Here is a 19,225-nt window from a genome sequence, read left to right on the forward strand (position 1 = left end):
CGCTAAAGCGCGCGCAGTACCCGGCAGACGTGGTCGATCTGCGCCTCGGTCAGTTCCGGGAACATCGGCAGGCTCATCACCTCCCCCGCCGCCCGCGCCGTCTCGGCGCAGCCGGCCGGGCCGAGTGGCGTGCGGCCGCGATAGGCCGGCTGCAGGTGCACCGGCGCCGGGTAGTGGATGGCGGTCGCCACCCCCTCCGCCCGCAGCCGCGCCATCAGCCCGGCGCGGTCCGTCACGCGCAGCACATACTGGTGGAACACATGGCCGGCCTCGGCCCGGCGTACCGGCGGCGTATAGGGCCCATCGGCCAGCGCAGCGTCGTAGCGTGCCGCGATTTCTCCACGCCGCGCATTGGCGGCGTCCAGATGTGTCAGCCGCACCCGCAGGATGGCCGCCTGCACCTCGTCCAGCCGGCTGTTCACGCCGACAGTGTCGCTGATGTAGCGCTCCTTCCAGCCATATTGCCGGATGGCGCCGATGCGGTCGGCCAGCGCCGCGTCATCGGTCGACATCACGCCGCCATCGCCGAGCGCGCCCAGGTTCTTGGTCGGGTACAGCGAAAAGCACGCCGCATCCCCCATCGTGCCGACCTTGCGCCCGCCCAGCGTCGCGCCATGCGCCTGCGAGCAATCCTCGATCACCATCACACCGTGCTCGCGGCAGGCCGCCAGCATGGGTTCGAGGTCACAGGACTGACCGTACAGATGCACCGGGATGATCGCGCGGATCGGCGGCAGGCCGGGCGGCGGGTCGTTCAGGACCGCGACAAGCTCGTCCGGGTCCATCGTCATGGTGTCCGGGTCGATATCGACCAGCAGCGGGGTCGCGCCCGTCATCTCGATGGCCGCCACGGTGGCTACCGCGGTGTGGGACACGGTGACGACGGTGCAGCCCGCGCCGATGCCCATGCCGCGCAGGGTCAGCATCAGGGCGTCCGTGCCATTGGCGCAGCCGACGGCGCGGGCCGCGCCCTGCCAGGCAGCAAACTCCTTCTCGAAGGCAGCGCCTTCCTGGCCCAGGATGTACCAGCCGGAGCCGAGCGCGCGCAGCGCCGCGGCGTCGATCTCCGCCTTATGGGCGCGGTAGCCGGCGCCGGGGTCGGCCTGCGGCACGGTGATGGTGGTCGCGTTCATCTGTCGGCCCTCCCTCAGGCCACGTATTCGGCAAGGCGCGGCCGGTACCATTCCAGCGACCGACGCAGCCCTTCATCCACATCGACGCGCGGCCACCAGCCGGTGGCGGCGCGGAAGGCACGGTCATCGGCGGCATAGCTGCCGATGTCGATCTGCGCCCGGTCCGCCGGGAAGGTCCTGGTCACGTAGCTGCCCTGGCCGCCATTGGCCGCGATCAGCCGCTCCGCCAGTTCCGTCAGCGAAAGTGGCGGCGGGCCGCCGATGTTGAAGACGCGGCCATTCACCTCCGGCCGGCTCGCCTGCAGGCCGGCGCGCAGGAAAGCGTCGGTCACGTCGTCCAGGTAGGTCAGGTCGCGCAGCTGCTCGCCGCCCCAGACCTCGAAGGGCTCGCCCTCCAGCACCCGGCGGATCCAGATGCCGAGGAAGGTCTGCTTGGCATCCTTGATGCGCAGCCGCGGCCCGTAGCAATTGGTCAGCCGCAGGGAGACCACCGGGCGGCCATGCACGCGGTTCTCCAGCAGCCAGTACTGTTCGCCGGCCCATTTCGACACGCCATTGGCGTCCGGCGGGTTCACCGTGTGCTTCTCATCCACCGGCAGGTATTGCGGCCGGCCGTAGAACTGCCTTGTGGAGGCATGCACGACGGTCGCCTTCGGCGCCGCCTCCCGCATCACGCCGATCAGCCGCACCTGCGCCACGGCGTTGATCGCGATGTCGGAGACCGGGTCGCGCTGGCCGCCCATGTGGCTGGTCTGCGCCGCCATGTTGAACAGCACGTCGATGCCCTGGCACAGGCTGTGCAGTTCGGCGTCGCGGATGTCGCCGCGCACCAGCATGACGTTGCTGCCCTCCAGGTTCAGCGGGCTGGCGCCACCCTCCGGCTCCATCACGTCCAGCGCGACGACGCGCGCGCCTTCCGCGGCCAGGGCATGGCACAACCCGCTGCCGAGGAACCCCGCCCCGCCCGTCACCAACACGCGCTTGCCGCGCCAGCCGTCCATGGTCTTCTGCTTTCCTAGCCGGTCTTGTCTAGCCAGACTTGCCGAGCCGCTGCCCGGAATAGCGCGCAGCCCGGATCGGTCCCCACCAGGCCTCGTGGTCCAGGTACCAGCGCAGCGTGTGTTCCAGCCCGCTCTCGAAATCATACTTCGCCGTCCAGCCCAGGACCTTTTCGGCGCCGGACGGGTCCATGGCGTAGCGGAAATCGTGGCCGGGCCGGTCCTTCACATAGGTGATCAGCCGCTCCCGCGACCCCGCCGGGTCCGGCCGCAGCCGGTCCAGCACGGCGCAGATGGCGCGCACGACCTGAAGGTTGCTGCGTTCCTGCCGCGGCCCGATGCAGTAGGTGCCGCCGGGCTTGCCGGCGTGCAGCGCGGCGAGGCACAGCGCCTCCGCATGATCCTCCACATGGATCCAGTCGCGGATGTTGGACCCGTCGCCGTACACCGGCAGTGGCTGCCCGTGCAGCGCGTTCAGCGACACCAGCGGGATCAGCTTCTCCGGAAATTGCCACGGCCCGTAGTTGTTCGTGGTGTTGGAGACGAAGGACGGAAACCCGTAGGTATGCTGCCAGGCCCGCACCAGATGGTCGGACGCTGCCTTGGACGCGCTATAGGGGCTGCGCGGGTCGTACGGCGTGTGCTCGTCGAACGGCTTGTCCTCCGCCGATTCCAGGCTGCCGAACACCTCGTCGGTCGAGATGTGGTGGAACCGGAACCTGGCCTTCGCGGCCTCCGGCAGGGCGGACCAGTAGGCCCGCGCCGCCTCCAGCAGCACCTGGGTGCCGACCACGTTGGTGCGGATGAACTCGGCCGGGCCATCGATGCTGCGGTCGACATGGCTCTCGGCGGCCAGGTGCATCACCACCTCCGGCTGCCATTGCGCGAGCACCGCGGACATCGCCTCCGCATCGCAGATGTCGGCCTTCACATGGACATGGCGGGCATGGCCGCGCGCGCCGTCCAGCGCCTCGTGGCTCGCCGCGTAGGTCTCCTTGTCCACGTTCACCACCACATGATCCGTGGTGGCGATCAGGCGGCGGACCACGGCCGAACCGATGAAACCCAGGCCGCCGGTCAGCAGGATGTTCATGCGCACTCCTCGTTCGTCGCAATTGTTGCGCTCGATTGCGGCGGCCGCGCGGCCACCCTCGGGCACTGGCAAGGCTGCCCGCTAAATGCCTGCCCCGGCCGCCGCGGTCGAGGGGGATCTGTTGAGCGCGTTTTCCGACTCGTGCGGCGTGTTGCACGCCGGACTTGAAATGCTTCAGCCCGGCGCCTGCGCCACCCCGGTGATCTCCACCCTCCAGCGCGGATCGACCAGCGCCGCCTCGATCGTCATCCGCGCCGGCTTGGCCGCGGCATCCAGCCACGCATCCCAGGCCCGGTTCATCGCCGGCGCGTCGCGGATATCCGCCAGCACGATGGTGACGCTCAGCAGCGCCCGCTTGTCCGTCCCCGCCTCCGCCAGCAGCGCATCGATCTGCGCCAGGATGTCCGCCGTCTGGCCCTCGGCATCCAATGAGGGATCATCCGCCACCTGCCCGGCCAGCCAGACCAGCCCGCCCCCGACCACCGCGCCCGACAGGCGCTGTTCCTCCGCGATGCGACGAATCGTCATGCTTTCCTCCGGCCCCGCAACGGGGCAAATCGTGCCGATCGTGGAGCGTGACATGCAGTCCATCATCGACAAAGCCATCCTCGCCAGCCGCCATATGCTGGTGCTGTTCTTCCTCGGCCTGGCGGTCGCGCTGGCGATCTACGGCGTGGGCTTCGTGGTCAAGCTCTGGAAATACGCCGGCAATGCGCTGGACGGGTCGGACAACCAGCAACTGCTCGGGCTGCTGCACCTGCTGGATGCGGCGCTGGTCGCATCCCTGGTCGTCACCGTGATGATCTCCTCCTACGACAGCCTGGTGTCGCGCCTCGGCCGGCATGAGGATGCGGAGGGGGTGAACTGGGTCGCGAACATCGATCGCGGCAACCTCAAGATCAAGCTGGCCTCGGCACTCATTGCCATCTCCTCCATCCACCTGCTGCAGATCTTCATGGAGATCGGCAACTACGACGACCGCGCGGTGATGTGGGGCCTGGCGATCCACGGCATGTTCCTGGCCGGCGCGGTGGCGCTTGGCGTGCTCGACCGGCTGACCAAGAAATAGGCGACGTTACGATTGGTCACGCGGCGCTACGCTGCACGCGGGCTGGACCATGCTACCGATTGGTCAGGGCCCCTTGGCCCGGAGCCTTTCGTGATGACCCTTCCCCGCCGCGCCGCCTTCGCCACCCTGGCCTTCCTGCTCGCCGCCCCCGGCACCCGTGCCCAGGCCGCAGCGCCCGGCCGCGACCCGGTGCAGGAGGAACGCAACCGGCGGCTCGTCGTGGAATTCTATGAGGGCGCGTTCATCCACCGCGACTTCGGCGTGGTCCGGCGCCTGCTGGCCGAGGATGGCCGCGCCCGATTCGCCACCCTGTTCAACCGCATCCTCGCGACGGGACCCGAGGCACGCAGCCGGATCGTCCGCAGCGCGGCAGAGGGCGACCTGGTCTGGTTGCAGGTCCATGCGATTCCGGCGCCGGACGCCGCCGGCAGCACGATCGTGGATGTCTTCCGGGTCACCGATGGCCGCATCGCCGAACATTGGGACGTAGCCCAACCCGCCTGAACGCCTCAGCCTGCCAGATGCGGCCGGGCCAGCCAGCGCACCAGCAGCCCATCGACCGGCCCCGCGACCACGGACACCACCCACAGCACCCCCGCGGTCAGCACGATGGCGGGGCCGGAGGGCAGGTCCAGGTGGTAGCTCGCCAGCAGCCCGAACACGGCGGACAGCACCGCCAGCCCGACCGAGGCATAGGCCAGGCCAGACAATTCCCGCGCCCAATGCCGCGACGCCACCGCCGGCAGCATCATCAGCCCCACCGCCATCAGCGTGCCCATGGCCTGGAAGGCGGCCAGTACGTTCAGCACCACCAGCACCAGGAACAGCGCGTGCCACAGCCCGCCGCGCACACCCTCGGCCTGCGCGAAGCCCGGGTCGAAGCATTCCAGCGCCAGCGGCCGCCACGCCAGCGCCAGCAGCGGCAGGGTCAGCGTGGCCACCCCCGCCATCAGCAGCAGCGCCGGATCATCCACCCCGAGAACCTGGCCGAACAGCAGATGCGTGAGGTCCGCCGTATCGCCGCGCAGCGACACCAGCGTGACGCCGAGCGCGAGCGCGATGAGGTATAGCGCCGTCAGGGAGGCATCCTCCCGGCCTCCCGTCGCGCGCGACAGCGCCCCGGCGCCCACGGCCACCGCCAGGCCTGCGACCAGCCCACCGAGCGACATGGCCGGCACCGACAGCCCAGCGATGAGAAACCCCGCCGCGATCCCCGGCGTCACACCATGCGCCAGGACCTCGGCCGTCAGGGAGGTGCGCCGCAGCATCAGGAACACGCCGAGCAGCGGCGCCGCCACGGCCAGCGCCAGGCAGCCCACCAGCGCCCGGCGCATGAAGCCGAATTCCACGAACGGGCCGAACAGCCAATCCATGGCTCAGGCAGCGCAGGCGGGGGCGGCTTCGTCCCAGGCCTCGGCCATCATGCGGGCGCGCAGGCGGTTGCTGGCGGACAGCACCTCCGCCGTCGGTCCACAGGCGATCGCCTCCCGCGCCAGCAGCAGGCAGTCGGGGAATTCGCGCTGCACCAGGTCGAGGTCGTGCAGCACCGCCAGCACGGTGCGGCCCTCGCCATGCCAGCGCCGCAGCACGGCCAACAGGTCCGCGGCGGTGCGGGCATCGACGGCGTTGAACGGCTCATCCAGCAGGATCAGGTCGGCGTCCTGCACCAGCAGCCGGGCGAACAGCAGCCGCTGGAACTGCCCGGCGGACATCGCCCCGACCGGGCGTCGGGCAAATCCGCCCAACCCCACCGCCTCCAGCGCCGCCAGCGCCCGGTCGCGGTCCGCCGCGCCGGTGCCGCGGAAGGCGCCGAGCCGGGACCACAGCCCCTGCAGCACCACATCCAGGCACAGGATCGGAAAGCCCCGGTCCATGCCGGATTGCTGCGGCAGCAGGGCGATGCGCGGCTTCACGCCGGAAATGGCGACCCGCCCTTCATCCACCTTGTGCAGCCCGGCGATGGTGCGCAGCAGCGTGGTCTTGCCCGCCCCGTTCGGCCCGACGATCGCTGCCAGGCTACCCGGAGCGAAGCTTGCGGAGACGTGATGCACCGCCGGATGCCGCTGATGCGTCGCCGTCAGGTCGGCAAGCTCGACCGCCGGTCCCCTCAAACCAGGCCCCCTCATGCCGCCAACGCCCAGGCAACGGCCGCCCACAGCCCCGCCAGCACGCCGAGCGCCAGCAAAAGCCGGGCGCCGGCACCGGAGGACAGGGCGAGGGGATCAGAGAGCGGAATGCGCATGGTTACCTTATAACGTCGCATCCCTATAGCGGTTGAGAAGGTGCTGGGCAAAGCCCTCCCGGCGGACTACCTGCGCGCCTGATGCAGGACAGCCCCCCTCCCCCCTCGCCACTCGACCCCGACGACGCCCTGCGCCGGGGCCTCCGCCGCCACCGTACCGCTGCCACCGGCCTGCTGGCCGGCATGGGCGGCCTGCTGCTGGGCAGCTACGCCCTGCCGCCGGGCTACGGCACGGATCTGTTGCAGGCCGCCGCCAAGGCCGGCGTGGTCGGCGGCATCGCCGACTGGTTCGCGGTGACGGCCCTGTTCCGCCACCCGCTCGGCCTGCCCATCCCGCACACCGCCATCATCCCGATGCAGAAGGAACGGCTGGGCGCCGGGCTCGGCCGCTTCGTCGCCAACCACGTCTTCACCGAGGCCGAGGTCTCGCGGGTGCTGTCCAAGGTGGATCTCGCCCGGGTGCTGGGCGACTTCTTCTCGGACCCCGAGGCGGTGCAGCCGGCCGCCGCGGCGCTGGCCAATTCGCTGCCCCGCATCCTGGCGAGCCTGGAGGATGGCCGCGCCCGGCGCCTGCTCGCCCGCCTGCTGCCGCGCCTAGCCGGCGGCCCCGGCGCCGCCCGCGTCCTGGCCCGTGCCATGACAGCGCTGATCGAGGGCGGCCGGCACCAGGAGGTGTTCGACCTCGCCGTCGGCCAGCTCAAGGCCGTGCTGGCGGCGAAGGAGGACCAGTTGCAGGCCGCCATCGCCGCACGGGTGCGGGCGGAAGGCGGCGCCCTGGTCGGCTGGTTCGCCGGTGCCGGCATCGCGCGCCGCGTGCTGTCCGCCCTGAACGCGGAGCTGGACCGCGTGCAGCCCGGCGACAGCGACCTGCGCGCTGCCTTCGAGGCCTGGATCCGTGCCGAGATCCACCGGCTGGAAACCGACCCGGAACGCGCCGCCGCCGTCGGCCGCGCGCTGCGGGAGGCCGTGGCCCACCCCGCCGTCGCCGGCTGGCTGATGGACATCTGGGGCCGCCTGCGCACCGCGCTGGAAGCCGACGCCACCAACCCCAACGGCCGCACCGTGCAGGCGCTGCAATCCGCGCTGGCCAATATCGGCAGCATGCTGGAGGGCGACGAGGCCGCCCGCCTGCGCCTGAACCGCGGCGCCGAACGCGCCCTCATCGCCCTGCTGCCGCGCGCCCGCAGCCAACTTTCGGAGTTCATCGCGGGGGTGGTGCGGAACTGGGATACTGCGACGGTGACGGAGAAGATCGAGCTGCGGGTCGGCAAGGACCTTCAGTATGTCCGGATGAACGGGACGCTGGTAGGCTTCCTGGTGGGCGGGGTGCTGTATGCGGTGCTGACGGCGGTGTTCGGGCGGGTGGCGGGGTAGGTCCGCCCGTCAGTAGGCCACGCGGTCCGCCTTTTCGGTCCACTCGACGAAAACCTCCGCCGCCTCCGCCCCCAGCAGCCGCTTCATCGACAAGCTGCGCGCTGCGATCGGTTTTGCGACTTCCCGGTACAGAAACTCATCGTCGAAGCCGATCGCCGCCGCCTGCTGTCGGTCATTCGCGTAGACCACCGCGTCGCAGCGCGACCAGTACAGCGCCGCCAGGCACATCGGGCAGGGCTCGCAGCTCGTGTAGACCGTGGCCCCGCGCAGGTCGAAGCGCCCGAGTGCGGTGCAGGCCCGCCGGATCGCCACCACCTCCGCATGCGCGGTCGGATCATTGGTGGAGGTGACCTGGTTCCACCCCTCCGCCACCACCCGCCCGTCCAGTACCACCACCGCGCCGAATGGCCCGCCGGCGCCATCCGCCATCCCCTGGCGGGACAGCTCGATGGCGTGGCGCATGAAGTCCTCGTCTGTCATCCGGAACCTCGACCCAAAGCCTCGACGCGATGGGGCGAAGGCCCCACCTTGGTGGTTCGGAGGGTCCATCATGCCGCTCAGCCTGTCCATTCTCGACCAGTCCACCATCGCCTCCGGCCGCGGCGCCGACGAGGCGATCCGGGAAACGCTGGCGCTGGCGAAGCTCGCTGATGAATGGGGCTACCGCCGCTACTGGCTGGCGGAACACCACAACAGCGCCTCCCATGCCGGCACCGCGCCCGAAATCCTGGTCGCCGCCATCGCCGCCACCACGCAGCGGATCCGAATCGGCACGGCCGGCATCATGCTGCCGCACTACTCCGCCCTGAAGATCGCCGAGCAGTTCCGGGTGCTGGAGGCGATCGCGCCCGGCCGCATCGACCTCGGCGTCGGCCGCGCCCCGGGCTCGGATGGCCGCACCGCCTATGCGCTGAACCCGGATGCGGCGCAGGCGGCCGACCGCTTCCCGCAACTGGTGCAGGACCTGATGGGCTGGCTCGGCGATAGCCTGCCGGAAAGCCACCCCTTCCGCATGGTCACCGCCAACCCGGCGATCCCGACGCGGCCGGAGGTCTGGATCCTCGGCAGTTCCGATTTCGGCGCGCAGCTCGCCGCCTATTTCGGCCTGCCCTACTGCTTCGCCCACTTCATCACCGATGGCCGCGGCAGCGCGGAGGCCATGGCGCTGTACCGCGAAGGCTTCCGCCCGCATCCCGCCATGCCAGGCCGCCTCGCCGCGCCGAAGGGTGCGTTGGCCGTCTTCGCCCTGACCGCCTCGACCGAAGCCGAGGCGATCCGCCAGTTCCAGTCCCGCGCCCTTTGGCGCCTGTCGCGCGACCGCGGCATCTACCCGCCGCTGCCGAGCCTGGAGGAGGCCGAGGCCTACCCCTACACGCCGGACGACCTCGCCCGCATCGAGCGCATGCGCGCCCGCGCCCTGGTCGGCGCCCCGGAACAGGTGGTGGCCCGGCTGCGGGAGATGGCCGCGGCGCAGGGAGTGGAGGAGGTCGCGGTGCTAACGCCCTGCCACGATGCCGAGGCGCGCCGCGACTCCTACCGGCTGCTGGCGGAGGCACACGCCGCGCTGCCAATGGCGGCGGCCGCCTGACGAGACCCTACCGCATCGGAAAATTGGTCGGGCGGTTCCGATGCGACCGCCGCGCGCGGTGCCGCGCCGCCGCCTCGGACAAGGCCGGCAAGGCCAGCAGCGGCGCCGTCAGCACAGCCAGCAGCCCAAAGCCGGCGCCCCAGGCTTGGCCGCCCACCACCAGCGCCGCGCCGGCCGCCGTCCAGGTCAACGTGTTCACCACGATGCCGATGCCGAACAGCCAGCGCATCCGGCGCAGGCGCGCGGCGGCCTCGGCCGGGTCACCCTCGGTCCAGGCCGTGCCGCGCGCGGAAACCTCGTAGAGCCGGGCCGGTTGGACCCGGAACGGCGCCCGCGTCAGCGGCGCATCACGACGAAGACAGGCCGGCCCTGCTGCTTCGCCCGGCGCATGCGCCACCACAGCGACCCGGCGCCGATCAGCCCGGCCACCAGCAGCACCGGCAGGATCAACCCGACGAACACCACGGCCAGCGAAGCCAGCAGCAGCCCGCCGGCGACCAGCGCCACCAGGATCGCCACGCCGCCGACGCGGCCCAGGAAGCGGTCCAGCTTGCCGGGACGCGGCGGGGTCGGCGGCTGGCGGAAATCGCCCTCGGGCGTCATGTCGAGGACGGGCGGGGATCGGTGCGTTTCCATGGGACGTGATGTTGCCCCCGCGGGGCTGCCATTCAAGGCCGGCATTGTTACCGCCCGGTTTCACGCAACCGGGGCGGCGTCCACCACATGGAAGCTGGCCGTCACGCTGTCGTTCCAGCTTTCCGCCCGCAGATGCCCCGCCAGGTGCAGCGAGCCGCCGCCCAGCAGCGCCGCTGCCAGCGGGCCTTCCTTCGCCCGGAAACAGATCGCCTTCAGCCGGCCGCCGCCGCCCTCGCCTTCCAGGAAGGCGCGGATCGTGCCGCCCTCCTTCCCCACCCGGTCCGCCCGCACCACCCGGGCACGGGAGACGACGAAGACAGGTTCCTCGTTGCCCGCCCCGAAGGGCGCCAGCCGCGCGATCTGGGACGCGACGTCCACCGTCGCACCCTGCACCGCGAGCGCACCCTCCACCGCCAGATCCGCCGCCCCCGGCAGGTCCGCCGCATGCGACAGGCGCTCGTCCAGGAACGAATGAAACTCCCCTTCCCGCGCCACCTTGAAGGAAAATCCCGCCGCCATGGCGTGCCCGCCACCGGTCTCCAGCAGCCCCGCCTGGCGTGCCGCGATGATGGCGGCGCCGAGGTCGACCCCGGCGACAGAGCGCCCGGAGCCCTTGGCGATGCCCGCCGCCGCGCCGGCGACGCAGGCCGGGCGGTTGTACTTCTCCTTCATCCGGCCGGCGACAATGCCGACCACGCCGGGATGCCAGCCCTCGCCAACCACGAGCAGCACCGGGTGGCCGTGCAGCGCCTGGCGTTCGCATTCGGCGAGCGCCGCGGCCAGCACATCCGCCTCCACCTCCTGCCGGCGCTTGTTCACGGCATCGAGTCGCTCCGCCATGGCGCGCGCCTCCAGCGGGTCGTCCTCCAGCAGCAGCCGCAGGCCGAGGTCGCTCTCGTCGATGCGGCCGGACGCGTTGATGCGCGGGCCGAGCAGGAAGCCCAGCGTGTGCGCCGTCGGCGCGTCCTTTGCCATCGCGACTTCCAGCAGCGCGGCGATGCCGGCCCGGCCACGCCGCGCCATCACCTTCAGCCCCTGCGCCACCAGCGCCCGGTTCAGCCCGACCAGCGGCATCACGTCGCAGACGGTCGCCAGCGCCACCAGGTCCAGCAACTCCAGCAGCTTCGGCTCGGGGCGGGTCGCGAAAGCGCCGCGCCGCCGCATCTCCCGCACCGTGGCGACGGCGGCAAGGAAAGCGACTCCGGCGGCGCACAAATGGCCGAGGCCGCTGCTGCAATCCAGCCGGTTCGGGTTCACCGCCGCCCGCACCCGTGGCACCGGGCCTTCCGCCTTGTGGTGGTCCAGGATGACGATGTCGGCGCGGCCCGCCGCCGCCTCCAGCGCCACCTCCGCCGCGATACCGCAATCCACGGTCACGATCAGCGTGGCGCCGCGCTCGCACAGCTTCGCAATGGCAGCGGCGTTGGGGCCGTAGCCTTCGGAAAGCCGGTCCGGCACGTAGTGCACCACCTGCGCGCCGAGTTCGCGCAGGAAGCGCACGGTCAGCGCGCCGGAGCACGCCCCGTCCACATCGTAGTCGCCATAGACCACCACCTGTTCGCCACGCTGCGCCGCATCGGCGAGGCGGGCGGCCGCCGCATCCATGTCGCGCAGGGTGCTGGGGTCAGGCATCAGCGCCCGCAGCGTCGGCTCCAGGAACGTCGCCGCCGCATCCACCCCGACGCCACGCGCGGCCAGCAGCCGCCCGACCAGTTCCGGCAGTTCCAGCCGCTGCGCGATGCCGAGGCCGGTGCGCGCGTCACCCTGGCGCCAGATCCAGCGCCGGCCGAGCGCACTGCGCTGCACGCCCAGCGCAACCTCCGCGCCAGGTGCCCCCAGGATGAGCGCCGCTTCGCTCACCCCGCGAAGGCCGCGGGCTTCAGCGCGAAGTTGTGGTGCCCCTCGACATAGCGGACCGTGCCGGACTTGGACCGCATGACGATCGAATGGGTGATGGCACCCTTCCCGAAGTCGCGCACGCCGCGCAGCATCGGCCCGGTGGTGACGCCGGTGGCGGCGAACATCACGTCGCCCTGCGCCATGTCGGTCATCGAGTAGATCCGGCTGGCGTCGGTGATGCCCATTTCCCTGGCGCGCAGGATCTGGTCCTCGCTTTCGAAGATCAGGCGGCCCTGCATCTGGCCGCCGATGCAGCGCAGCGCCGCGGCCGCCAGCACGCCCTCCGGCGCACCGCCGCTGCCGAGGTAGATGTCGACGCCGGTGTCCAGCTGGGACACCGCCACCACGCCGGAGACGTCGCCATCCGGGATCATCATGATGCGGGCGCCGGCGGCGCGGCAGCGCTTGACGATTTCCTTGTGGCGGTCGCGATCGAGCAGGCAGACGACCAGGTCGTTGATGCTGCGCCCCTTGGCCTTCGCCAGGTTCGCCAGGTTTTCCTCCACCGAGGCATCCAGGTGGACCACGCCCTCCGGCAGCCCCGGTCCGACCGCGATCTTGTCCATGTAGACGTCGGGAGCGTGCAGGAAGCCGCCCTTCTGCGCCAGCGCAACGCAGGCCATCGCGTTGGGGCCGCCCTTGGCGGTGATGGTGGTGCCCTCCAGCGGGTCCACCGCGATATCGACCTCCGGGATGTTCGGCCCCTGGGCGTTGGCATACAGCCCGACCTTCTCGCCGATATAAAGCATCGGCGCCTCGTCCATTTCACCCTCGCCGATCACCACGGTGCCGGAGATGGCGACGGTGTCGAAGGCGCGGCGCATGGCCTCCACCGCCGCGCCGTCGGCGGCGTTCTTGTCGCCACGGCCCATCCAGCGGCTGGCGGCCAGCCCCGCCGCCTCCGTCACCCGCACCAGCTCCAGCGCCAGGTTGCGGTCGACATGCACCTGGCGGTCCATCTGGGCATCGGTCTCGGGCATGGCGGGCGTTCCTTCCGGGCGGGCGTGTTCGTCTGGGTCTTGTTGCCCGGAACGAGGCCCGGCGGGAAGGGGCTTGGCGGTACCAGGGTGGTGACCGGCGGCCCGGTCAGGGCCTGATCCGGCCGACCACCACCAACGCACCATCGCGCCGGTCCAGGACGATTCCCTCGCCGGAGGCCGGAAAGATGCCAGTCAGGGCGGTGATGTTCACCTGGTGGGTGCTGACGAACAGCGCCCCCGGGCCGGACCAGGCCAGCAGCCGTCGCCGCGCCGCCTCGGTCTGCGCCGGGCCGGCGGTGCGGTCGGCGAAGAAGGAATCGAAGTCGGGTTCGCGGGCGGCGCGACCCGGAAAGGCCAGGTCCGCCGTCTCCAGCGCCCGGCACCAGCCGGAGGCGAGCACGGCGCCCACCACGATGCCCCGCTCCCGGAATGCCTGCCCGATCCGCGCCGCCTGGGCGCGCCCCTCCGGGCTCAGGTTGCGTTGCGTCGCGCAATCCCCGAGCCGCATGCCCGGCGGATCGCCGCCGCCCGGCGCCAGGGCATGCCGGAACAGCACGATGCCGCCCTCCCGCAGAACGTCCCAGGCGGGCTCCGCCCGGGCTGGGGCGGCAAGGCCGAGCAGGAGGATGGCGAACAGGATGCGGCGCAGGATCATGCCCCCGCATCTGGCCGCCCCATCGCGGCTGTAAAGCTACAGCGCCTCGATCCGGATCAGCGCCGGCTTTTCCACCACCGCCTCCAGCGACTGGATGCGGGCGATGGCGGCGCGCATCTGCTGCTCCTCGCAATCATGCGTCGTCACCACCACCGGCACCGCCTCGCCCGGCGCCCGGCCGCGCTGCAGCATGGATTCCAGGCTGATGTGGTGGTCGCGAAGTGCCGCGGTGACGTCGGCGATGACGCCGGGGCGGTCCACCACCATCAGCCGCAGGTAGTAGGCGCCGACCCGCTTGCCCATCGGCACCGACGGCACCTGGGACAGCGCCGCACCCGCAACGCCCCAGACCGGCGTGCGGCGGTCGCGGGCGATGTCGATCAGGTCGGCGACCACCGCGCTGGCGGTCGGCCCGGCCCCGGCACCGCGGCCTTCCAGCACGATGCGGCCGCAGAAATCACCCTCCGCCACCACAGCGTTGAACACGCCGTCGACGCGGGCGATGGGATGCGCGATCGGCACCATGCAGGGATGCACCCGCGTCTCGACCCCGGCATCCGTGCGGCGCGCGATGCCGAGCAGCTTGATGCGGTAGCCGAGTTCCTCCGCCAGCTTGATGTCCAGCGCGGAGATCTCCCGTATGCCCTCCACATGCACGGCGGCGAAATCCACCGGCCGGCCGAAGGCCAGCGCCGCCAGGATCGCCAGCTTGTGCGCGGCATCGACACCGTCGATGTCGAAGGCCGGATCGGCCTCGGCGTAGCCGAGCTTCTGCGCCTCGGTCAGCGCCTCGGCGAATTCGCGGCCGCGCTCGCGCATCGTGGTCAGGATGTAGTTGCAGGTGCCGTTCAGGATGCCGGTGATTCGGGAGATATCGTTGGCGGCGAGACCCTCGCGGATCGCCTTGATCACCGGGATGCCGCCGGCCACCGCCGCCTCGAAGCCCAGCGCCACGCCCTGCGCCTCGGCGGTTGCAGCCAGTTCGGCGCCGTGCAGCGCCAGCAGCGCCTTGTTGGCGGTGACCACCGGCTTGCCGGCTGCCAGTGCCGCGCGCACCAGGGCCGCCGCCTGGCCCTCGCTGCCGCCGATCGCCTCGACCACCACATCCACATGCGGGTCATGCGCCAGCGCCACCGGATCCTCGTACCAGCGGAGGCCGGACAGCGAGACGCCGCGGTCGCGCGTGCGGTCGCGGGCGGATACGGCAGTGACGGCCAGCGGGCGGCCTGCACGGGCGGTGATGGTGGCGGCGTTGTCGCGCAGCAGCGCGAGGACGCCGGCACCGACGGTACCGAGGCCGGCGACGGCGATGGAGAGGGGCTTGGTCATTAAAGTTGCATCCATGTACGGCGGCGCGGCCCCCGCACCCAACCGTCTCCCCCAGGCGGGGGAGAGGGCTTTCGCGGCGGGGTGCGTCGGGGAGGAACTAGGCCGCGTCCACGGCACCTGCGGGCGCATCCACCGGGCCGGCATTGTCGGCTGCCAGGAAGCTGCGGATACCACGCATGGCCTGCCGGATGCGCTGGCTGTTCTCGACCAGGGCAATGCGGACATGGCCGTCGCCGTGTTCGCCGAAGCCGATGCCGGGCGCCACGGCGACCTTCGCCTTGGCCAGCAGCAGCTTCGAGAAATCAACGCTGCCGAGATGCGCGAACCGCTCCGGGATCGGCGCCCAGAGGAACATGGACCCTTCCGGGGATGGCACCTTCCAGCCTGCGCTGGCCAAACCCTTCACCATCACGTCCCGGCGCTCCCGGTACAGGTCGCGCATCTCCTGCACGCAATCCTGTGGCCCGTTCAGCGCGGCGGCGGCGGCGATCTGGATCGGCGCGAAGGCACCATAGTCCAGGTAGGACTTCACCCGCGTCAGCGCCGAGACCAGCCGCGGATTGCCGGCGGCGAAGCCCATGCGCCAGCCCGGCATGTTGTAGGTCTTCGACATGGAGGTGAATTCCACCGCCACGTCCTTGGCCCCCGGCACTTCCAGGATGGAAGGCGGCACGTTGCTGCCGAAGTAGATTTCGGCATAGGCGAGGTCGGACAGGATGAAGATCTCGTGCTTGCGCGCGAACTCAACGATCTTCCGGTAGAAATACAGGTCCGCCAGCATCGCCGTCGGGTTCGACGGGAAATTCACGATCAGCGCCGTCGGCTTCGGCACGGAATGGCGCACCGCACGGTCGAGCGCCGCCAGCATCTCGTCATCCGGCGTGCAGGGCACCGACCGCACGGAAGCACCGGCGAGCACGAAGCCGAACTGGTGGATCGGGTAGGACGGGTTCGGCACCAGGATGGTATCACCCGGGGAGGTGATGGCCGCGGCCAGGTTCGCCAGGCCCTCCTTGCTGCCCAGCGTCGCCACCACCTCCGTCTCGGGATCCAGCTTCACGTTGAAGCGGCGGTCGTAGTAGCCGGCGAGGGCCTTCCGCAGTCCGGGGATGCCCTTGGAGGCGCTGTAGCGATGCGTGCGCGGGTCGGCCACCGCCTCCACCAGCTTGGCCACGATGTGCGGCGGCGTCGGGCAATCCGGATTGCCCATGCCGAGATCCACGATGTCCTCGGCCGCCGCGCGGGCCTTGGCCTTGGCCGAGTTGACCTCGGCGAAGACGTAGGGCGGTAGGCGCCGGATGCGGTGGAACTCCTCGGTCATGGTCTCAGGGTCCGTGGGCTGGGTGCGGGTGTTGAGGATAGCGCAAGGGTTCAGTCGCGGCGAGGCGCCAGCAGGTCCGACCCCGGCGCCGGCGGTGGGCCGGACAGGTCCGGGGCGGCGGCGGGTGGCGCCAGCAGGCTCGGCGCCGGGGCGGCGGGCGGGCCGGCCAGGGGTGGCGCGGCCTCGGCGGCCGGCGCGACCACTGCCGGCACCGCGCGCGGCGCGGCCTGGGGGCGAGGCGCCGGCTCCGGGTCGAGCCGGATCGGCGGCACGGCAGCCAGGCGCGGCGGCGCCGGCGGCCGGGTGCCCCCGGGCAGGCCAGTGCCGGCCTGCGGCGCGCCGACGGGCGCCACGATCAGCGCATCGCTCGAGCCCTGGCGGTCCGCCGCCAGGGCCTCGGTGATGGCGGCCCGCGTCGCCGCATCCGGTGGCACCGGCCGCGGCGGCACGGTTGCCAGATTCGGATAGGGCGCGTCGCGGCCCGGCGGCGGCTCCCGCCCATCCAGGTAGCCGCCGCTCAGGTTGCGCCACCAGATGCGCGGGTCGGCGTCCCTCGGCACGCCGTCGCTGCACCCGGCCAGCATCAGCCCCAGCAGCACCTGGCCCAGCAGCACCTGGCCCAGAAGCACCGGGCCCAGCAGCACCGGGCCTGCGTTGCGCCGCAGCGCCCCGGCCGCTTGATCCGCAGGACTGCGGACCCTACTCTCGAGCAAATTCCCGTGGCGTCCGACGCGCGGGTGCATGGCTTCCCAATCCTTCGCGCCAATGTCTGCGCAAGGGGGTTACCCCGAACCACCCGCCGGCGAAAGCGTCCCGGGCGGTCGGAACGGGGGGAAGGATCACCCGGACCGGCGACGAACGGCAGCATGGGGCGGGGCAGGAAGCGCATGGCGCAGGATCAGGGTTCAGAACAGCGGGACAGGACTGCGGGGCAGGATGCCGCCGCCGAGGATGTTCGCTCGGCCCGCGCCAGGGCGGCGCAGGCGGCGACCGGCGCCCGCGCCGAGCCCGAAAAGGCTGCTTTCCGCCTGCCCGACCCTGAGATGGTCTCCCGCACCATGGCGGACGTCGCGGAACGCGGCCAGCGCATCGTCGGTGACTTCCTGAAGCGCCAGGCGGATGGCGCGCCCGCCACCGGGCCGGACCCGTTGCAGATCGGCTCTGCCTTCCTCGACATGACCACCCGCCTGATGGCGAATCCGGCCCGTCTGGTGCAGGCGCAGATCGGCTTCTGGCAGGACTACCTGACGCTGTGGCAGAACACCGCGCGCCGGATGATGGGCGGCGAGACAACCGACCCGGTGATCCACGAGCCCAAGGGCGACAAGCGCTTCAAGCATGAGGCGTGGCGGGAGAACGAGGTCTTCGACTTCATCCGCCAATCCTACCTGTTGTCCGCCCGCTACTTCACCAACGTGGTGCAGGGCGCGGAGGGCCTGGACAACAAGACGGCGCAGAAGGTGGATTTCTACACGCGGCAATTCGTCGACGCGATGAGCCCCTCCAACTTCCTGATGACCAACCCGGAAGTGCTGCGCCGCACCGCGGAGACAGGTGGCGAGAACCTGCTGAAGGGCCTGTCCAACCTGCTGGCGGACCTCGAGCGCGGCAAGGGCAACCTGCGCATCCGCATGACCGACGACAGCAAGTTCAAGGTCGGCGAGAATATCGCGGTGACACCGGGCAAGGTGGTGTTCCGCAACGCGCTGATGGAGCTGATCCAGTACACGCCGACCACCGAGAAGGTGCTGAAGCGGCCGCTGCTGATCCTGCCGCCCTGGATCAACAAGTTCTACATCCTCGACCTGCGCCCGAAGAACAGTTTCATCCGCTGGGCGGTGGAACAGGGCCACACCGTCTTCGTGGTGTCCTGGGTCAACCCGGACGAGACGCTCGCCGACAAGGGGTTCGAGGACTACATGCTCGAAGGCCCCTATGCGGCGCTGGAGGCAATCGAGGCCGCGACGGGGGAGAAATCCGTCAACGCCATCGGCTATTGCCTGGGCGGCACGCTGCTGGCCTGCACGCTGGCGCACATGGCCAGCAAGCGCGACACGCGGATCAAGACCGCGACCTACTTCGTCACCATGACGGATTTCGAGGAAGCCGGCGAACTCGGCGTCTTCATCGACGAGGAACAGCTGCTCGGCATCGAGGAGAAGATGTCGAAGAAGGGCTTTCTCGAGGGCCGGGAGATGGCGACCACCTTCAACATGCTGCGCGCCAACGACCTGATCTGGTCCTTCGTGGTGAACAACTACCTGATGGGGCAGGAGCCGTTTCCCTTCGACCTGCTGTACTGGAACGACGACAGCACCCGCATGCCGGCGAAGATGCACAGCTTCTACCTGCGGCGGATGTACCAGCAGAACGACCTGGTGAAGCCGGGTGCGATCGAGCTCGCCGGCGTGCCGCTCGACCTGCGGAAGATCAAGGTGCCGACCTACATGATCTCGACGCGGGAGGACCACATCGCCCCATGGAAATCCACCTATCGCGGCACCCAGATCTACGGTGGCAAGACCCGCTTCGTGCTGGCGGCGTCCGGCCACATCGCCGGCGTGGTGAACCCGCCCGATTCGGGCAAGTACAGCCACTGGGTGAACACCAGCCTGCCGCCGGAGCCGGATGAATGGTTCGCCGGGGCCACGGAACTGGCGGGGTCCTGGTGGCCGGATTGGCAGCGCTGGGTCCTGGCGCAGGACAAGGCGATGGTCCCGGCCCGCCAAGCCGCCGATCCGGGGCTGGGCGACGCGCCGGGGACCTATGTGAAGGTGATGGCGAAGGACTGATCCGGTTCGGGCTCCGAAACGCCGGGCCGAAGCCTCCGGTTTGCCTGGCTTCGCGGCATTTGCCGCGGCGCCCGTTCGGGCGCTTGGACCGGTGAAAGGACCACTCCGCTGACCTT

The 19,225-nt window shown here is 70.8% G+C and carries 20 protein-coding genes; 5 read left to right on the forward strand and 15 right to left on the reverse strand.

Annotated features, from left to right (window positions below):
- Positions 1-2 precede the first annotated feature (2 nt).
- The 4 genes from ACLF3G_RS24545 to ACLF3G_RS24560 all read right to left on the reverse strand — a co-directional run bounded on the left by ACLF3G_RS24545 (position 3) and on the right by ACLF3G_RS24560 (position 3,752).
- Positions 3-1,133, reverse strand: a complete 1,131-nt coding sequence (locus tag ACLF3G_RS24545; protein WP_430672026.1) for a DegT/DnrJ/EryC1/StrS family aminotransferase — start codon at positions 1,131-1,133, stop codon at positions 3-5.
- 14 nt (positions 1,134-1,147) lie between these two features.
- Positions 1,148-2,134 carry an NAD-dependent epimerase/dehydratase family protein gene (locus ACLF3G_RS24550; protein WP_430672027.1) on the reverse strand — a complete coding sequence of 329 codons (987 nt, stop codon included), beginning with the start codon at positions 2,132-2,134 and terminating at the stop codon, positions 1,148-1,150.
- A 28-nt stretch (positions 2,135-2,162) separates the two neighbouring features.
- Positions 2,163-3,224 carry a dTDP-glucose 4,6-dehydratase gene (gene rfbB / locus ACLF3G_RS24555; RefSeq protein WP_430672028.1) on the reverse strand — a complete coding sequence of 354 codons (1,062 nt, stop codon included), beginning with the start codon at positions 3,222-3,224 and terminating at the stop codon, positions 2,163-2,165.
- A gap of 174 nt (positions 3,225-3,398) precedes the next feature.
- The gene (locus ACLF3G_RS24560; RefSeq protein ID WP_430672048.1) at positions 3,399-3,752 is read right to left on the reverse strand and encodes a RidA family protein; all 354 of its coding nucleotides are present in this window, start codon (positions 3,750-3,752) and stop codon (positions 3,399-3,401) included.
- A 52-nt stretch (positions 3,753-3,804) separates the two neighbouring features.
- Between ACLF3G_RS24560 and ACLF3G_RS24565 the strand changes: the two genes are divergently transcribed.
- Both ACLF3G_RS24565 and ACLF3G_RS24570 read left to right on the forward strand, forming a co-directional pair.
- Positions 3,805-4,293, forward strand: coding sequence for a YqhA family protein (locus tag ACLF3G_RS24565; protein ID WP_430672029.1), 489 nt, complete (start codon positions 3,805-3,807; stop codon positions 4,291-4,293).
- A 93-nt stretch (positions 4,294-4,386) separates the two neighbouring features.
- A complete protein-coding gene (locus tag ACLF3G_RS24570) occupies positions 4,387-4,797 on the forward strand; it encodes a nuclear transport factor 2 family protein (protein ID WP_430672030.1) in 411 nt (136 codons plus the stop codon).
- A gap of 5 nt (positions 4,798-4,802) precedes the next feature.
- Here ACLF3G_RS24570 and ACLF3G_RS24575 read toward each other — a convergent pair whose 3' ends face one another.
- The gene (locus ACLF3G_RS24575; protein WP_430672031.1) at positions 4,803-5,666 is read right to left on the reverse strand and encodes a metal ABC transporter permease; all 864 of its coding nucleotides are present in this window, start codon (positions 5,664-5,666) and stop codon (positions 4,803-4,805) included.
- A 3-nt stretch (positions 5,667-5,669) separates the two neighbouring features.
- On the reverse strand, positions 5,670-6,404 hold the full coding sequence (locus ACLF3G_RS24580) for a metal ABC transporter ATP-binding protein (protein ID WP_430672032.1): 735 nt from the start codon (positions 6,402-6,404) through the stop codon (positions 5,670-5,672).
- Positions 6,405-6,616: 212 nt separating this feature from the next.
- On the opposite strand from ACLF3G_RS24580, the gene ACLF3G_RS24585 reads away from it, so the two are divergent.
- Entirely contained in the window at positions 6,617-7,909 is a 1,293-nt protein-coding gene (locus tag ACLF3G_RS24585) for a DUF445 domain-containing protein (protein WP_430672033.1), read from the forward strand.
- Between the two features lie 9 nt (positions 7,910-7,918).
- On the opposite strand, the gene ACLF3G_RS24590 is transcribed toward ACLF3G_RS24585, so the two are convergent.
- Positions 7,919-8,389, reverse strand: coding sequence for a nucleoside deaminase (locus ACLF3G_RS24590; RefSeq protein WP_430672034.1), 471 nt, complete (start codon positions 8,387-8,389; stop codon positions 7,919-7,921).
- A gap of 70 nt (positions 8,390-8,459) precedes the next feature.
- Here ACLF3G_RS24590 and ACLF3G_RS24595 point away from each other — a divergent pair, with 70 nt between their 5' ends.
- The gene (locus ACLF3G_RS24595; protein WP_430672035.1) at positions 8,460-9,497 is read left to right on the forward strand and encodes an LLM class flavin-dependent oxidoreductase; all 1,038 of its coding nucleotides are present in this window, start codon (positions 8,460-8,462) and stop codon (positions 9,495-9,497) included.
- Positions 9,498-9,504: 7 nt separating this feature from the next.
- Here ACLF3G_RS24595 and ACLF3G_RS24600 read toward each other — a convergent pair whose 3' ends face one another.
- From ACLF3G_RS24600 to ACLF3G_RS24635, 8 genes are all read right to left on the reverse strand, one after another.
- The gene (locus ACLF3G_RS24600) at positions 9,505-9,894 is read right to left on the reverse strand and encodes a hypothetical protein (protein ID WP_430672036.1); all 390 of its coding nucleotides are present in this window, start codon (positions 9,892-9,894) and stop codon (positions 9,505-9,507) included.
- A complete protein-coding gene (locus tag ACLF3G_RS24605) occupies positions 9,834-10,133 on the reverse strand; it encodes a hypothetical protein (protein WP_430672037.1) in 300 nt (99 codons plus the stop codon). The genes ACLF3G_RS24600 and ACLF3G_RS24605 overlap by 61 nt, the downstream gene beginning before the upstream one ends.
- 60 nt (positions 10,134-10,193) lie before the next feature.
- A complete protein-coding gene (gene recJ / locus ACLF3G_RS24610; RefSeq protein WP_430672038.1) occupies positions 10,194-11,993 on the reverse strand; it encodes a single-stranded-DNA-specific exonuclease RecJ in 1,800 nt (599 codons plus the stop codon).
- On the reverse strand, positions 11,990-13,012 hold the full coding sequence (gene glpX / locus ACLF3G_RS24615; RefSeq protein WP_430672039.1) for a class II fructose-bisphosphatase: 1,023 nt from the start codon (positions 13,010-13,012) through the stop codon (positions 11,990-11,992). The genes recJ and glpX overlap by 4 nt, the downstream gene beginning before the upstream one ends.
- 106 nt (positions 13,013-13,118) lie before the next feature.
- Entirely contained in the window at positions 13,119-13,667 is a 549-nt protein-coding gene (locus ACLF3G_RS24620; protein ID WP_430672040.1) for a histidine phosphatase family protein, read from the reverse strand.
- A gap of 36 nt (positions 13,668-13,703) precedes the next feature.
- Positions 13,704-14,996 carry a homoserine dehydrogenase gene (locus ACLF3G_RS24625; RefSeq protein WP_430672041.1) on the reverse strand — a complete coding sequence of 431 codons (1,293 nt, stop codon included), beginning with the start codon at positions 14,994-14,996 and terminating at the stop codon, positions 13,704-13,706.
- 97 nt (positions 14,997-15,093) lie between these two features.
- The gene (locus tag ACLF3G_RS24630; RefSeq protein ID WP_430672042.1) at positions 15,094-16,317 is read right to left on the reverse strand and encodes an LL-diaminopimelate aminotransferase; all 1,224 of its coding nucleotides are present in this window, start codon (positions 16,315-16,317) and stop codon (positions 15,094-15,096) included.
- A gap of 50 nt (positions 16,318-16,367) precedes the next feature.
- Positions 16,368-16,961, reverse strand: a complete 594-nt coding sequence (locus tag ACLF3G_RS24635) for a hypothetical protein (protein WP_430672043.1) — start codon at positions 16,959-16,961, stop codon at positions 16,368-16,370.
- 399 nt (positions 16,962-17,360) lie between these two features.
- Between ACLF3G_RS24635 and ACLF3G_RS24640 the strand changes: the two genes are divergently transcribed.
- Positions 17,361-19,109 (forward strand): PHA/PHB synthase family protein, encoded by a 1,749-nt coding sequence (locus ACLF3G_RS24640; protein WP_430672049.1) that lies wholly within the window; start codon positions 17,361-17,363, stop codon positions 19,107-19,109.
- Positions 19,110-19,225 lie beyond the last annotated feature (116 nt).

This window comes from Falsiroseomonas sp. HC035, assembly GCF_050563525.1.
Classification (GTDB): domain Bacteria; phylum Pseudomonadota; class Alphaproteobacteria; order Acetobacterales; family Acetobacteraceae; genus Falsiroseomonas.